This is a genomic window from Pedobacter frigidisoli (assembly GCF_004331675.1).
GTDB classification, from domain to species: domain Bacteria; phylum Bacteroidota; class Bacteroidia; order Sphingobacteriales; family Sphingobacteriaceae; genus Pedobacter; species Pedobacter frigidisoli.
In genome coordinates this window covers 47,006-63,453 of record NZ_SJSN01000008.1, presented here as the reverse complement: position 1 = coordinate 63,453, position 16,448 = coordinate 47,006, and the positions used below count along the sequence as shown (strand labels likewise).

Here is a 16,448-nt window from a genome sequence, read left to right as displayed (position 1 = left end):
CTAAATCGTTTTATTATTCGAATTGATTTAGTAGTTTTATGGCTATTATCTAACCGGTTAGAATTTTTATGAGAAAACTTATCAATACAATTTGTTTCGTTGTTCCATTTTTATCGATTCAAAGTTTAAGTGCACAAGTAAGTCAGAACGAATTTAATAAAGCGCCCCTAAAGCAAAATGTTTATGTGCAATTGCCAATTGGCAGCATTAAGGCTAAAGGTTGGTTGCTCAAACAATTGGAGCAACAAAGAGATGGTGCAACAGGCATAGCCGAAGCTTTATATAGTGATGATAACGATCTTGGGAAAGGAACCGACTGGTTAGGTGGAAAGGGCAGTGGCTGGGAGCGTGTTCCTTATTATGTGAAAGGTTTGGTTGCCCTGGCCTACACTTTAGATGATGCCGCATTAAAAGCGAAAGCTCAAAAATACATCGATTGGACGCTCAATAATCAGCAGGCTAATGGATTATTTGGTCCGCCGAAAATGAAAGATTGGTGGCCTCGAATGCCTATGATGTATGCTTTGCAAAGTTATTACGAAGCCACAAGCGATAAAAGAGTAATCCCTTTCCTTACCAAATATTTCAAATACGAATTGGCTAATCTCGATGCAGATCCGCTTAAGGAGTGGGGAAAATCGAGAGCTGGCGATAATATGGAAATTGCCATTTGGCTTTACAACAAAACTGGCGATCAGTATTTATTAAAGCTGGTAGAAAAATTAAAGGATCAAGCTTATCCTTGGATAGATATTTACACCAATAATCAGTTTTACTTTTATGGCGATGATTTTCAGCCAAAACACATGGTTAACGTGGCGCAAGCGTTAAAATTTCCTGTAGTTTACGCCCAACTGAAAGATACCCAGATCAACCGAGATGCGTTGATGAAAGGCATCAATCACATTATGCATGATCATGGTCAGCCAGAAGGGTTGGGTTCTGGAACAGAATTTTTGGCTGGAACAAGTTCTATTGAAGGAGTTGAAACCTGTACCGTTTTAGAGTGGATGCAAAGTTTGGAAACTGCCGCTAAAGTTATTCACGATGTAAATATTGGAGATCAGTTGGAGAAAGTAGCTTTCAATGCTTTGCCGGCACAGTTTGATAGAGAATTTAAAAATCATTCTTATTATACCTTGCCCAATCAGGTGATAAGTGTTCACGGTGAACATGGTTTTAATCAAGATTACAGCACGGGGATTGTTTCAAGTCCGTATTCTGGTTACGGTTGCTGCCGATATAACATGCACATGGGTTGGCCATATTTTGTAAAAAGTAGCGTTGTAGCCACGCCAGATAAAGGTTTGGCCATGATTACTTATGGTCCGATGGAAATAGAGACCTTGGTAGCTGATCAAAAGAAAATCAAAATCACAGAGGAAACAAATTATCCGTTCGAAGAACAAATACAACTTAAACTTTCACTTTCGGGATCGGCTTCATTCCCGCTGATTTTAAGAATTCCGACTTGGAGCGTTAAGCCGACTGTTAAATTAAACGGTTCGGTTTTGAAAGACGTTAAAGCTGGCGAAATGCTTAAAATCGATAGGGTTTGGAAAGATCAGGATCAACTGGAGCTAAACTTTCCGATGGAGATATGCACTCAAAAACAAGTAAATAATTCGGTAAGTATAGAGCGTGGACCAATTGTTTATGCTTTAGAAATTAAAGCTGAGGCTAAAAAAACTAAAACACACTCAGTCGCAGGTTTTACTGATTACGAAATCTTGCCTCAATCTGCATGGAATTATGGATTGTCACTTGGAAAAGGAAATTTAAGTACTTCGATTAAAGTTATTAAATCGGCAATGCCCGAGAATCCATTTGTAGCAGCAAATGCTCCAATTAAATTGAAAGTCCAAGCTAAAAAAATTCCATCATGGGGATTAAACTATAACAAGGTATCGGCTTTCGATGTTCCTTTTAGTCCAGTAGCATCAACAGAAAAAGAGGAAGAAATTACTTTGGTGCCATATGGATCAGAAAATATTCGTTTAAGTTGCTTCCCAACTATTGGGCAACCAAAAAATAGGAGTGCCAGCTTAATAGAGAATTTTGAAAATGGAATGGCAAACGATTGGGTTTTTTATGGCGGCGGTTGGTTTTGGAAAGATGGGTCAGTTAATTCAGCCTCAAATGCCGGTTCTGGAGGTTTCGGGATAAATGGCTCCAAGTACATTGCGAATGGAACAGATTTCAAAAATTTCACTTACCAGGCTGATGTTAAAATTAATACCGCTGGAGATGCTGGCTTAATGTTTAGGGTTTCTAATCCAGCAATTGGTCCTGATGCTTACCAAGGGTATTACGTAGGCTTGAATTCTACTTCGGGAGAAATTCAAATTGGAAAAGCAAGCGACCAGAAATGGATGGTGATTAAATCTGCCAAATATCCAGTTGAGATGAATAAAAGTTACCAACTTAAAATTGTAGCTAATGGGAATAAGTTTGATGTTTATATTGATGGTGCTAAACAAGCAATTCTTAATGCTATAGATAGTCAATATCAATCTGGAAGTATAGGATTAAGAGCATATAAGGCATTAGCAACTTTCGATTCGGTTAAGATTAATACGCTTTAACATAGTTAGATTGGTATTTAAAACATTGCGGCAAGGAATTTGTTAAAGTATAATCTATAAAAAAACAAGATTATGAAATTTTACAAATCAATCCCCATAATGCTCTTTTCAATTGTTCTTGTTTCTGGTTGTGTAAGCAATAAGAAATACACAGAACTGCAGGATACCTATTCTAAGTTAAGGGATAGGAATCAAGAATTAAGTAATAAATACCAAGATAGCCAACGCGAACTCACTGGCGCAACCAGTAGGGTTAAAAGTTTAGAAGAACAAATTGCCTCAGAAAAAGCAAATACTGCTGCCTTGCAAGATGCCTTGAATAAATGTTTAAACTCTAGTAGCCAAGGAAATGTAAATATTTCTAAATTGGTTGATGAGATTAACAGCTCAAACAAATACATTAAACAATTGGTTAACGCCAAAAACAAAAGTGATTCGCTTAATATGGTGTTAACCAATAACTTAACCCGTTCATTAAGTAGAGAAGAGTTAACAGATGTTGATGTTCAGGTTTTAAAAGGCGTAGTTTACATCTCGTTAGCTGATAACATGTTATTCAAATCTGGTAGCTACGAAGTATCTGATAAAGCTGGCGAAACATTAAGTAAAATCGCTAAAATTATCACTGACTACAATACATACGATGTTCTGATTGAAGGTAATACCGATAATGTTCCGATCTCGCAAACGAATATTCGTAACAACTGGGATTTAAGTGCTTTACGTGCATCATCAGTTGTTCAGGTTCTGCAAACCAAGTATTCAGTAGATCCTAAACGTTTAACTGCTGGCGGTAGAGGAGAATTTAATCCAGTTGCAGAAAATACAACACCTGCTGGAAAAATTAAGAACAGACGTACGCAAATTATCATCACCCCTAAATTAGACCAGTTTATGGATTTGATTGGTAAGGCACCGGAATCATCGCAGAAATAAAAATTAGATATATTTTCAACAGGGCGGCCTAAACTTTAGGCCGCTTTTTTTATGCGAAAAATTATGGTTCACTCAAAATCTTTAAAGGAAATTATTATATTTTGAGCATAATTTAATGTTCAATTCCTATATGAAACTTCGCTCTCCAGAGTACATAGGCCCTAAAACCTAACTGCTTTCTTGTTTTATTTTCGATGAATACAGCTGCAACAGTGACTACGAATTGAATAAGATAATTGGATTCATTAAGCTAAAAAATTTATTTCTATTTTGAAGAAAGATTTATTGCTGAAATAGATGAAAATTTGTCACACATTGGTGAATTGAAGTTCTCGATCTTCTTAGGGATTACTGAGTAATGTATCAGAACTCAAGTATTTGGTCAGATAAATCCAATAACAAAAAAGCATGGCTTCTTTTTGCGGAAACCATGCTCTTATAGGTAAAGGTTATTTTTTATTATGCGTAGCTTTCAGTTTTAGAATACATTTTTAAGTATTTCTTAAGCATTTCGCGGGCAACATGAATACGAGTTTTTACCGTTCCCAATGGAATTTGTAGCTCATCAGCAATTTCATGGTATTTAAAACCTTCAAAATACTTAATAAAGGGAACACTGTAAGCTTCGGGGATGTGATTCAAAGCTTTTTGGATGTCATCAATAATTAATTTACTCACACTGCCATTCTTTTCAGCACTCATCATTAAATTGGCCGAAGAAATTTCATCGTCTTGCGTAATTAAGGTTTTTGCTTTTGCATTCTTACGGTAATTGTTAATGAATGTGTTTTTCATTATCACAAAAAGCCAACCTTTAAAATTTGTACCCTCTTGAAAGTTTTGGTAAAATCTAATGGCTTTTAGCATCGTGTCTTGAACAAGGTCGTTTGCATCTTCAACATCTTTAGTAAAATTTAAAGCATGCATTCTGAGCGATAATGAATGGCTGTTTACCATGTTGTTAAATTCGATTTGAGTCATGATGTTTTAGGGTTTGGATGATGATTATGTTTTAACAAATGTTATACCAATTTAGTAGGAAATAAATCTATCTGTATGCAGATTTTGGATCAAAAACATCAATTGGAGGTGTTTAAGGGCTTTTTTGGTTTTTAATTGTACCTGCAATAGTTTAACTTCTAGTATTAATACCCAGAATTTTCACTTACATAATATTTCATTCTAGAATATTGAATATTAATTAATACAATGATGTTTTTAATTATTCGCAAAACATTTTCAACAGATTTCCGCTTTCATATTAGTGAATCGAAACCATTTAAGCATTAATTAATCAGCTTTTAGAATTTAGCGGTAGGATTAAGATCATTTTACCAAGATAGAATTCTTAAAACAAGACGCATTTTAAATCAAAAAATCATAGCTCGGCATTAATGGAAATTGATATCCTTAAAAGAAAGATAGGCTTAAGTTTTGCAGAAAATGGAAATGCAGAAATCTGGCTTTGGGCACCTTTTGCCCTTAGCATTTCTGTTCTGATTAAAGCAAGTGGCTTGAAATTAATAATGCACAATGAGGATTTCGGGTATTGGTTTATTCAAACCGAAGAAATTAAATTAGAAGATGAATACGAATTTGAAATTTGTTCCGCCGATGCAACTGAATCTGATTCTTCAAAAATTAAATACCTACGCCAGGCAGATCCAGCTTCAATTTACCAAAAAGATGGTGTTTCTGGTCTTTCAACCGCAGTAAACCTGGACGCTTTTCATTGGACAGATCAAAATTGGAAAGGGTTATTGGCTGAGGATTTTATAATTTACGAATTGCATACAGCCACATTTACATTCAACGGAGATTTTGAATCTATCGAAAGCAAACTTGATTATTTAGTGGATTTGGGCATAACCGCAATTGAAATTATGCCGATATCACAATTTCCTGGAAATAGAAATTGGGGTTACGATGGTGTCTATCCATTTGCTGCTCAAAATACTTATGGTGGGCCAAAAGCGTTACAGCACCTGGTAAATGCTTGTCATGAAAAGGGCATTGCTGTAATTCTTGATGTGGTATATAACCACATGGGGCCAGAGGGTAATTTCCTTAATGATTTTGGACCGTATTTCACTAATAAATATCAAACGCCGTGGGGTAAAGCGATTAATTTTGATGATGCCTACAGCGATCCTGTCCGAGATTTTTTTATTGAAAATATATTGATGTGGTTTCGAGATTTTCATATTGATGCTTTAAGATTGGATGCGGTACATGCTATTAAAGATTTTAGTGTTTTACACATTCTTGAAGAAGCTAGAAGTTATGTTAATAGGCTTTCTGCCATCATGGGGAGGATTTATTACTTGCATGTTGAGTTGGATTTGAACGATAATAAATACATCAATCCCCATTCAGAAAAAGGTTATGGCATGGATGCACAATGGCTTGATGAATTTCACCACGCCTTGAGAGTTGCCGCAGGACAAGAAAAAATAGGTTACTACTCAGATTTTAACGGTATTGATCATTTAGCGAAATCCTATCAAGACGCTTATGTTTACGATGGGCAGTATTCAGAGCATAGAAAGAAGAAATTTGGCATAAAAGCCGATGAAAATCAAGGCAAACAATTTATCGTTTTCTCACAAAATCATGATCAGGTAGGAAACAGAATGCTGGGAGAACGAACCAGTAAACTTGTGAGTTTCGAAATGCTAAAACTAATGGCTGCGGCAGTATTTTGTAGTCCTTTTTTACCATTGATTTTTATGGGTGAGGAATATGGTGAAACCAATCCATTTCAATTTTTTACCAGTCACAGTGGGAAAGATTTGATAGAAGCGGTTAAAAAAGGTAGAAGAGATGAGTTTGCAGCTTTCCACAATTCAGCTGATGTTCCAGATCCACAAAGTGAGGCAACCTTTAATGGATCTAAATTGAATTGGGATCTATTAAATGTAGGTAAGCACCAAAAACTGTTATCCTATTACAAGGCGTTAATTAATCTTCGGAAAACAGTCCCAGCTTTAGCTAATCTCAATCGAAACCAATTGGAGGTTAAAGCTTTTGCAAACCAAAATAGTTTGATACTTAAGCGTTGGCACAACAATCAGCAGATAATGTGTTTAATGAATTTCTCCGCTAAAGAACAAGTCTTACCCTTTAAAATTGCGTCTAACTATAAAATTATTTTCAATTCCACAGCTCAAAAGTGGGGAGGAAAACAGACCGAAGAAATACTTTTATCAAGTACCACCATTCCAATTTATCCAGAATCGATCCTAATTTTTAAAAGCGAACATGTTTAAACCAAATATTACCTACAGAATTCAATTTCATAAAGATTTTAATTTTAAATCGTTTAATAAAATCATTCCTTATCTTAAAAAGTTAGGTATCGATACCATTTATGCATCACCCATTTTTGCTGCTATTCCAGGAAGTACTCACGGTTACGATGTTATAAATCCACTTATTATTAATCCAGAAATAGGAACCGAAGCAGAACTTTTTGCTATTTCTGAAAAGCTGAAAAAGGCTGGAATAAGTTGGCTGCAAGACATTGTTCCTAACCACATGGCTTATCATCCAAAAAATATGTGGTTAAAGGATGTTTTAAAAAATGGCGAAAAATCTGAGTTTGCTTCGTTTTTTGATATCGATTTCTCGAATGGTGGAAAGGTAATGGTTCCCTTTTTAGGCGATGATTTGGAGAACGTTATTAAAAATTTGGAATTAAAAATTATCAAAATTGAAGATCAATTTTACCTTAATTATGCAGAAAGTAATTGGCCAATTAACGCATCGTCACTTAAAAAACTCGCTAAAAGAAACATCGAAGAAATTAATAAAGATCAAGCTGCTTTAACATCGATTGCCAAAAATCAATATTATAGATTGTGCAATTCGAAAGAAACAAATAGCCTTATAAATTACCGAAGATTCTTTACCGTCAATAGCTTGATCTGTTTAAATATTCAAGATGAAAAAGTATTTAATGTTTACCATGAATATATTTTCAAGCTAATCAAAAAGGGAATATTTCAGGGACTAAGGATTGATCATATTGATGGACTTTATGATCCAAAACAATATTTAGATCGCTTGAAGAATGCAGTTGGCGATGATATTTACATTGTGGTAGAGAAAATTTTAGAAAGTGATGAGCAAATGCCTCAAAACTGGAAAACGAAGGGAAGTACAGGTTACGATTTCTTGGCTATAACCAATAATCTTTTCACAAATAATGGAGCGAAAAATACTTTTAATAAACTTTACAAGAAAGTAATAGGCAAGGATCTAAATCCGCAAGCACTTATTCATCAAAAGAAAACTGATATTCTATTCCAGTACATGCAAGGAGAATTGCACAATCTTTTCAATTTGTTTGTTAAGCTTAACCTTGCAGAAACGAGTGAGATTGAAGAAATAGGGAAAGAAAATATGGTACAGGCAATTGGTGAAATGCTGATTCAAATGCCCATTTATCGATATTATAATTATGATTTTCCACTAGAAGCAGAAGATCAACAAAATGTTGAAAGGTTATTGAAGCCCATTATAGAACATGCGGATTTGGCGGATGCTGGTAAATTATTGTGGCAAGTTCTATTGGAAAATCCATTAAAAGGAGATGAAATATACAATCAAAAATTAAAGCAATTCTATCAGCGCTGCATGCAATTTACTGGTCCTTTAATGGCAAAAGGCGTAGAGGACACCGTGATGTTTACCTACAATAGGTTTGTTGGCCATACCGAAGTTGGCGATGCACCCGATGCTTTTGGTTATACTGTTGAAGAATTTCACGAGAAAATGATCTATCGAAAAGAGAAGTGGCCATTAGCATTAAATGGCAGTTCTACGCACGATACCAAAAAGGGAGAAGATGTTAGGGCAAGGTTAAATGTTTTAACCGATATTCCTGAAGAATTGGGAAGTGTTGTCTCTCAGTTTTTTAGTGACATACAAGATTTGAAAAAGAAAAATCCAACTGATAAATTGCCTCATCAAAACGATTTGTACCTAATTTTCCAAACCATTTTAGGTGCTTTGCCAATGCCTGGTGAAGATGAGGATAACTTAAAAGAGCGCTTAGCACAATACATCGAAAAAGTACTTAGAGAAGCCAAAAAAAGATCAGACTGGGCAGAACCTGATGAAAATTACGAACAAATTGTAAAAGCATTTGCAGATAAAATGCTTAATAAAACCGAAAAAATTTACGCAACCATAGACTCGTTTTTAAACAGAATTGCAGATTTTGGCATTATAAATAGCTTGGCCCAATTGGTGTTGAAATTTACTTGCCCGGGTGTGCCCGATGTTTATCAAGGTACAGATTTGTGGGATTTGAGTTTGGTCGATCCAGATAATCGAAGACCGGTTAATTACAAGAAAAGAGCTGATTTTATATCTGAATTGAAAGCTGATGTCACTTTCAAACACTTGTGGGAAGAAAGATATTCGGGTAAAATAAAATTGCGGTTAACTCAGCTTTTAATCAATTTTAGAAAAGAGAATTCGCTTGTTTTTGAGAAGGGAGATTATTTTCCAATCGAAATTACTGGCAAATATGCCAAACATATCATCGCTTTTGCCAGAAAGTACAAAGATAAAAGCGTTATAGTCATACTTCCGCTCGGACTTGCGGCAATTGCGAAAAATCCAGAACCCGAAGCGTTCAATTGGCTTGACACGCAAATTATTCTGCCAAAAGATTTACCAACTAGCTGGAAGAATATGGTTTCTGGCAATAATGGTGTTAAGGATTTCTTAAATAATGGAATCTTAGTTAATCAGATTTTTTCGGAAATTCCAATTAGCTTACTAGAATTAAAGCAGAAAAAGAATAATCGTTCTGCAGGGATTTTAATGCATATTACATCTTTGCCATCGGCTTTTGGAATAGGCGATTTAGGGATTGAATCCAAAAAATTTGTCGATTTTCTAAATGATACCAAACAAAAGTACTGGCAAATATTGCCCATAAATCCTACAAAGGCAGAAAATGGACATTCGCCTTATTCGAGTAATTCTGCAATGGCGGGTAATATTTTGCTAATTAGCCCATCGCTTTTAGTAGATGATGGCTTACTTAATTCAAAAGAACTCGAAAATGCTAAAACTGAGGTAACTGATAAAATTGATTTTCCTACGGCTGAAAAAACGAAACGTAAGCTATTGGCCAAAGCCTATCAAAATTTTTTATTAGATAAAGATTCCACTTTAAGAAAAGCTTATGATATTTTTTGTGAGAATGAAAAAGATTGGCTCTATGATTTTGCCATTTACACAGCCATTAAAAAGCATCACCAACATTTGGAGTGGTACAATTGGCCAAATCATTTTAAAAAGAATGATCCCAAAACAGTTTCTGCTTTCAGCAATAAATATCAACTAGAAATTGATGAAGTAAAATGGCAGCAATTTATCTTTTACAAGCAGTGGCATCAGTTAAAAGAGTATGCAAATGGGAATGGTGTAGAAATTATTGGTGATCTTCCTTTTTATCTAGATCATGATTCTGTAGAGGTTTGGTCGCACCCCGAACTTTTTATGTTAGATCAAAAACTCAATCCTGAGAAAGTTGCAGGTGTTCCTCCTGATTATTTTAATGAGAAAGGGCAGCTTTGGGGAATGCCAATCTTCAACTGGAAAAAGATGAAAGCTGATAATTTTAATTGGTGGATTAAACGTTTGAAGAAAAACATGGAGCTATTCGATTTGCTTCGTCTTGACCATTTTAGAGCATTTTCATCTTATTGGGAAATTCCTGCCGGAGATACAGATGCCATTAATGGAACTTGGAAGAGTGGAGTAGGGGAAGATTTCTTTAGAGTCGTTAGAAAAGAATTGGGTGAATTGCCTTTTATCGCTGAAGATTTGGGAGAGATTTCTGAAGCTGTTACAGGTTTGAGGGATCATTTTAAGTTACCAGGAATGAAAGTATTACAGTTCGCCTTTGGAGCTGATTTGGTTTCTTCCATCCACATTCCCCATAATTATGAGACAACAAATTGTGTAGTCTATTCTGGAACACATGATAATAACACATTAAAAGGTTGGTTTGATGAAGAAATAGATGAGCATACTCGCGATCGAATTAGCGCCTATTTCGGTATCAAGATTGGAGAAAATAATATTAATGAGGTAATTGCTCGTTTGATTTATGCTTCTTCGGCAAAAACTGCAATTTTACCCATTCAGGATGTTTTAAGCTTAGGTGAAAATGCTAGAATGAATGTTCCAGGAACTGCTAGTGGAAATTGGCTGTGGAGATTAGCTCCAGAAATGCTAACTATTGTGTTGCGTAACTGGTTATCAGCCCAAACAGAAATGTACGGAAGAAGTAGTTAACTTCTTCCGTACAAAAAATTATTCAGCAGCTGCTTCTTCATTAACGAAGCTCTCTGCCACTACGGTTAAGGCAACATCAGTTGCTTTTTCGTTTTCTAATGTCTGATTTAACAAATCAGCAACCGCTGTATGTCCCATGTTTTCTGCAAAAACTTTTAACGTTCCATAAGTTGCAATTTCATAATGCTCAACTTTTTGAGCTGCAAGAGTAAGTCCTGCATCTCTAATCATTGTACCTTTATCTGTTTCTTCAATAATGCCATTGGCTTCCTCAAGCAGTCCCGCCATTGCGTCACATTTTTTAGCTACGGCTTTTTCTTCTAAAAGGGCAAATACCTTTTCTAAGGTTTCGATATGTGTTTCTGTTTCAGCAGTATGTTTTTCAAATGCTTGGGCCAACTCGGTACTAGTCGCCGCTTTTTTCATTTTTGGTAAAGCCTTAACCAAGTGTTTTTCTGCCCAATAAATATCCTTTAATTCATCAACAAAAAACTTATGAAACTCTGAATCTTCCATTTTGCCTGTTTTATTTTGAGGCTTTGTCGATTTTGCTTTCTGACTAACTGAAGATGTTACAGTTGTTTTTGTTGATGCTGATTTTGTTGTAGTTGCCATATTTATAATATTAAGATGTTGCTTAAAGAACCATTTCAATTTGAGAAAGGTTTAAGAAATCTTAAATAAGATAGCCATGTGCGGCAATAGAAAATTCCGTATGTCAGACTAATTAATTCTTGATGTATGTGGCAATGGTTTGATCAGATTAATTAAAAGCTTCTCTTGAATCTTATAATTTTATAGCTTTTAGTTGTGCAAATATTGCCATCTGTGTAATTTTAGATATACAAATTTTGCTATAATTGCGAAGTTTTTTAGATAATAATTCCATTGGAAATAATGAGTGACTTCTTGATAGGAGCCGTAACAGTAATTAATAAGGATTTAGGCGTTGGAACCATAATGGATGAAAATTGCCAAGACATTCCTTTTTTTGTTAAAGATGCACCACATAATATTGAATTGAATTCGAGGGTAAATTTCGAAATCATATTGGGGGAAGCAGGTTTAATGGCATCTAATATTAAATTGATTTAATTAAGTTATCAAAATAAAATTTTAATAAACCTATTTCTTTAACACCCTCATCTACAACATATTACCTAATATTAGCCTTTTTTATATTGGTTACAGCTTACTAACCTTTCATACGAGAAGGACTCATACAAATCAGGATTAAAATATGATGCCAATATGCACGATTTGGTGATCGTGAGAATTAGCTATATGTAAATTATGGGTGATCTTAAATTCATTTAATCTCTTATCAAATTTGATTTTTTTTTAAACAAATTATTAGTGTATATGTTACTATTTAACAGATAGATAAACTAAATTAGTGCTCTCCGAGTAATAAAATATTTGCAGTTACCTAATAGTTTAGAAAATGAATCCCGATAAAATTTACACTCAAGACAAGTGGGCCGCTTTCGATGGTTTCTCTCCAATTATTTCTTTGTTCAGAAGCTTTCATAATTTAACCCCTGAGATAGAATTTATACTAAATACACAAACTTTTCCTGTAAATTTTAAAAAGAACAAATTCATCTCCTCGCCGCTGCACAGAAACAAATACATTTTCTTCGTTTTAAAAGGTACTGCGAGAGGATACATGAAAGAAGATAATAAGGAAATTACTACTTGGATAGCCAAGGAAAATGAACTTATTGGCAACATCCGTAACCTTTGGGATGAAAATGAACCTACGGAAGAGTACGTACAAGCAATAGAAGATGTGGTTGCCATAGCTGTGCCGCATGCTATGTCTCGTCTTTTATATACAAATTTCGATATTGCTAATTATATAGGACGAAAGATGACGCAGCTTCATTATCTTCAAGCTTGTGAAAGGGCTTACATTTCTAGATTGCAATCTGCAGAGAAGAGATATATTCGCTTTATTAAATCTTATCCAGAGCTTGTCAATAGAGTCCCACTCAAACATATTGCCTCATTTTTATGCATGCGATTGGAAACTTTAAGTCGTATTCGCTCCAAATTGGCAGATTAATTAATTTTGCCATTTCCTTTTCCGTATTTCTACTTAAAATAATTTCATGTAACAGATTGTTTTGTATAATGCTTTGATTATCTTTTAGTTAAGGTATTGTTTTGCTTGTGTGTAATTTTTTGTTAGGCTTAAAAATCAACAATTGTTATAGCTTTAGATACAATTTTTACATCAATTAGTCTGCTAATTCTCTAAAATTGCTATGTGGTAAATGATCCAAAAATTTAGCACACTAACTAACCAAATATTAACTTATAACTCATGTCATGAAAAGGAGCCAGTCATGTATGCTAATGAATGATCTCGTCGCAGATCTTTCACCCAATCCATCTACTAACCAAAATCAAATGTAAATCAATTATGAAAAAAGAAATTTTACTTAATGTATTTCATAATCATCAGGTAAGTAATTTTAAGAGGATACTCATTTTACCGCTAGTTGCAGCGGCGATGGTATTTCCAAATTACGCCCAAGCGATTAATAAAAATGCCTTTGAAATCAAAAAAAATAAAGCTGATATTCAAGTTACAGGTACCGTAACTGCATCATCTGGAGAAACTTTACCAGGCGTTTCGGTAAGTTTAAAAGGTGGTAATAAAGTTGTAGTAACCGATGTAAACGGAAGGTACAGCATCTCTGTACCAGAAAACTCAACACTTGTTTTTAACTATATTGGTTATACAGCTAAAGAAGTTGCTGTTGGATCAAATACAACAATCAATATTGCCTTGGAATCATCTAATACAGCTTTAGATGATGTTGTTGTTATCGGTTATCAAACCATCAGAAGAAAAGATTTAACTGGTGCAACTGGTTCAGTTAATACTGGAAATACAGAAAAATTGGTCTCACGCTCTTTACCAGAGGCATTGCAAGGGCAAACGCCAGGGGTTGCTGTAAGAAATGGCGGTGCGCCAGGTCAAGAAGCTGTTGTAAATATCCGTGGTTTAGCAACTTTTGGTAATGCAAGTCCACTTTATGTTATCGATGGAATGATTGCTGATCCTAATACTACGGTTAGCCCAAATGATGTAGAAGATATCCAAATTTTGAAAGATGCTTCTGCAGCAGCAATTTATGGTTCTAGAGCAGGTAATGGTGTAATTTTAATCACCACTAAAAAAGGTAAGGAAGGGCCAGCTAAAATTTCGATCACATCGAGATATAGTATTTCTCAAGTACCAAAAACTTACGATATGATGGATGCGGCAGAATATGCGGCAACCAATACTAAGGCATATCAAAATTCTGGAATGGCGGTTCAGCCAGGCGTTGCGAATTACAATGGGAGAGTAAATACCGACTGGGTAGATGAAACACTTGGAACGGGATCTGTACAGGATTACAATGCCAGCATTTCTGGTGGTGGTAACGGATCTAAGTATTTAATTTCTGGCGGTTATTTTAAGGATAAAGGTGTTTTAATAGCAAGAGAATTCGAACGTGCATCTTTTAGGGTAAATACAGAAACCACCAAAGGAAGATTCAAATTTGGAGAAAACATTGCTTTTTCATCATCTACTTCAAGATCTCCATTTCAAGGTGGCGCATTTGCTGGCAATCCATGGTATGATATGTTTAGCAGCGTACCCTTAATTCCGGTTCAGGATAATGCCTTAATTAGCACTAACAATCCAGGCGGTTGGGGTTATGGCTCGAATGCAAGCATCAATACATTTTCTCGTAATCAAACTGCAATTGCAAACATCACTTCAGTAAAATCGAACTTTGCCAAGCTTTTAGGAAATGCGTATGTAGATTTCAAAATTATCGATGGTTTAAACTACAAGTTTAACGCAGGTATAGAAACTAGTTTTGATAAAAGCAAGTCAATTAGAAAAGATGGGTCATGGTATCAAAACCAGTCGCCAGATTTTAGTCAGCTAAGTGATAATCGCAGTCAATTCCTGAGTTATCTTTTAGAACATACACTTAATTATAATTACAATTTCGGTAAGCACAGCATCAATGGTGTAGTTGGTTACACAGAACAAACTACACAAACTGATAATACATTTGGTAGCGGAGTTAGGCTAACACAATCTGGTAATGATTACTTTACGACGTTAACTACTACATCAGGCGACGGGCGAAACTCATCAGGTAATTTGTCTAAATACCTTTTAAATTCTTATTTGGGAAGGTTTAATTATGCATACGCTGATAAATATCTCGTGTCACTAACTTTTAGGGCAGATAAGGATTCACGTTTTTCTCAAGATTTCAAGACTGGATATTTCCCATCAGCAGCGTTAGGCTGGAGAATTTCTAAAGAAGATTTCTTTAAGGTTGATTGGATCTCAGATCTAAAATTACGAGGCTCATTTGGTATATTAGGGATTAATACATTGGCCAACTATGAATATATCGGCGTACTTAATCAAGCGCCAGATGCTGTATTTGGAACTGGTCAAACAACTTATCCTGGAGCAATACAATCAAGATTAGCATCAGGAGATTTAAGATGGGAAGAGAAAAAAACAACCAACTTGGGTTTCGATGCAGGGCTTTTTGATAATAGGTTAACTGTTAATTTTGATATTTTCAGATCAATCTCAAAGGATGTTTTACTTAACCCGCCATTACCGGCTTATGTAGGCAATCTAGGGCCAACACCTCTCGTTAATATTGGTTCAGTCCAAAATCAGGGTATAGAGTTAAATGTAGGTTATCGTCCGAAATTAGACGGTGATTTTAAATGGGATATTGCAGGGAATATTAGTACAGTCAAAAACAAGGTTTTATCATTGGGTAATTTAGGTATAGATGCCGAAACTGGCCAGCCTAAAAACTATATTCAATCAGGTAATACCAGAACACAAGTTGGACGATCAATTGGTGAATATTATGTTTTAAAAACTGATGGTATCTTTCAGAACCAAGCTGAAATTAATGCACACAAAGCACAAAGTGCCTACGCAAAACCGGGAGATATTCGTTACGTTAACACAGTTGATGGTGGAACAAACGATGATATTAATGATAAAGATCGTGTTTTTGCTGGGTCAGCTTTTCCGAAATTTACCACAGGTTTGCAGTTCAATTCTAGCTATAAAAACTTTAGTCTTTCGTTACAACTTTATGGCGCATTTGGGCAAAAATTATACAACGATGTATTGAGGGAGTTAGATAGTTATGGCAACTCCAACTATAGAAAAGACATTAATCCTTGGACACCAACCAATACTGATACGACTTTCCCAAGATTAGGATATCAATTTGCGGCTAACGATAGAGGCATAAATGAAAACGCAAGAGGAAACACAGATCGTTGGGTTGAGGATGGCTCATTCTTAAGATTGCGTAATGTAGAATTGGGATACAGCTTCCCAACAAAACTTATTTCCAAAGCAAATATCAGCAGTGTTCGCCTATATGTAAGTGCACAGAATTTATTCACCATAACAAAATATAGCGGGCTAGATCCTGATGTTGTTGGCGCAAACGCTAACCTTGAGCCAGGTGTAGATAATGGAAATTATCCTTCATCTAGAATTATTTCTTTTGGTTTAAGTGTAGGATTCTAATTAAAATATAA

The 16,448-nt window shown here is 35.2% G+C and carries 9 protein-coding genes; 7 read left to right on the top strand and 2 right to left on the bottom strand.

Features of this window, described 5'->3' with window-relative positions; genetic code table 11:
- Positions 1–68: 68 nt before the first annotated feature.
- Together EZ449_RS11355 and EZ449_RS11350 are read left to right on the top strand one after the other, a co-directional pair.
- The gene (locus EZ449_RS11355) at positions 69–2,585 is read left to right on the top strand and encodes a beta-L-arabinofuranosidase domain-containing protein (RefSeq protein ID WP_131558773.1); all 2,517 of its coding nucleotides are present in this window, start codon (positions 69–71) and stop codon (positions 2,583–2,585) included.
- A gap of 72 nt (positions 2,586–2,657) precedes the next feature.
- Positions 2,658–3,521, top strand: a complete 864-nt coding sequence (locus tag EZ449_RS11350; RefSeq protein WP_131558771.1) for an OmpA family protein — start codon at positions 2,658–2,660, stop codon at positions 3,519–3,521.
- Between the two features lie 459 nt (positions 3,522–3,980).
- Here the strand turns inward: EZ449_RS11350 and EZ449_RS11345 are convergent, their stop codons facing one another.
- Positions 3,981–4,502 carry an RNA polymerase sigma factor gene (locus tag EZ449_RS11345; RefSeq protein WP_131558769.1) on the bottom strand — a complete coding sequence of 174 codons (522 nt, stop codon included), beginning with the start codon at positions 4,500–4,502 and terminating at the stop codon, positions 3,981–3,983.
- Between the two features lie 413 nt (positions 4,503–4,915).
- On the opposite strand from EZ449_RS11345, the gene treZ reads away from it, so the two are divergent.
- Together treZ and treY are read left to right on the top strand one after the other, a co-directional pair.
- Positions 4,916–6,790, top strand: coding sequence for a malto-oligosyltrehalose trehalohydrolase (gene treZ, locus EZ449_RS11340; RefSeq protein ID WP_131558767.1), 1,875 nt, complete (start codon positions 4,916–4,918; stop codon positions 6,788–6,790).
- Positions 6,783–10,841: a malto-oligosyltrehalose synthase gene (gene treY / locus EZ449_RS11335; protein ID WP_131558765.1), complete on the top strand. Its 4,059-nt coding sequence runs from the start codon at positions 6,783–6,785 to the stop codon at positions 10,839–10,841. The genes treZ and treY overlap by 8 nt, the downstream gene beginning before the upstream one ends.
- Positions 10,842–10,859: 18 nt before the next feature.
- Here treY and EZ449_RS11330 read toward each other — a convergent pair whose 3' ends face one another.
- Positions 10,860–11,456 (bottom strand): YciE/YciF ferroxidase family protein, encoded by a 597-nt coding sequence (locus EZ449_RS11330; RefSeq protein ID WP_131559128.1) that lies wholly within the window; start codon positions 11,454–11,456, stop codon positions 10,860–10,862.
- Between the two features lie 282 nt (positions 11,457–11,738).
- On the opposite strand from EZ449_RS11330, the gene EZ449_RS11325 reads away from it, so the two are divergent.
- The 3 genes from EZ449_RS11325 to EZ449_RS11315 all read left to right on the top strand — a co-directional run bounded on the left by EZ449_RS11325 (position 11,739) and on the right by EZ449_RS11315 (position 16,437).
- Complete coding sequence (locus EZ449_RS11325; RefSeq protein ID WP_131558763.1) at positions 11,739–11,936, top strand: hypothetical protein; 198 nt, start codon at positions 11,739–11,741, stop codon at positions 11,934–11,936.
- 349 nt (positions 11,937–12,285) lie between these two features.
- The gene (locus tag EZ449_RS11320) at positions 12,286–12,909 is read left to right on the top strand and encodes a Crp/Fnr family transcriptional regulator (protein ID WP_131558761.1); all 624 of its coding nucleotides are present in this window, start codon (positions 12,286–12,288) and stop codon (positions 12,907–12,909) included.
- A gap of 360 nt (positions 12,910–13,269) precedes the next feature.
- Positions 13,270–16,437: a SusC/RagA family TonB-linked outer membrane protein gene (locus tag EZ449_RS11315; RefSeq protein ID WP_131558759.1), complete on the top strand. Its 3,168-nt coding sequence runs from the start codon at positions 13,270–13,272 to the stop codon at positions 16,435–16,437.
- Positions 16,438–16,448 lie beyond the last annotated feature (11 nt).

Coding starts and splice junctions, on each gene's coding strand:
- EZ449_RS11355 (WP_131558773.1), top strand. CDS start 69: ATGAGAAAACTTATCAATACAATTTGTTTCGTTGTTCCATTTTTATCG.
- EZ449_RS11350 (WP_131558771.1), top strand. CDS start 2,658: ATGAAATTTTACAAATCAATCCCCATAATGCTCTTTTCAATTGTTCTT.
- EZ449_RS11345 (WP_131558769.1), bottom strand. CDS start 4,502: ATGACTCAAATCGAATTTAACAACATGGTAAACAGCCATTCATTATCG.
- treZ (WP_131558767.1), top strand. CDS start 4,916: ATGGAAATTGATATCCTTAAAAGAAAGATAGGCTTAAGTTTTGCAGAA.
- treY (WP_131558765.1), top strand. CDS start 6,783: ATGTTTAAACCAAATATTACCTACAGAATTCAATTTCATAAAGATTTT.
- EZ449_RS11330 (WP_131559128.1), bottom strand. CDS start 11,456: ATGGCAACTACAACAAAATCAGCATCAACAAAAACAACTGTAACATCT.
- EZ449_RS11325 (WP_131558763.1), top strand. CDS start 11,739: ATGAGTGACTTCTTGATAGGAGCCGTAACAGTAATTAATAAGGATTTA.
- EZ449_RS11320 (WP_131558761.1), top strand. CDS start 12,286: ATGAATCCCGATAAAATTTACACTCAAGACAAGTGGGCCGCTTTCGAT.
- EZ449_RS11315 (WP_131558759.1), top strand. CDS start 13,270: ATGAAAAAAGAAATTTTACTTAATGTATTTCATAATCATCAGGTAAGT.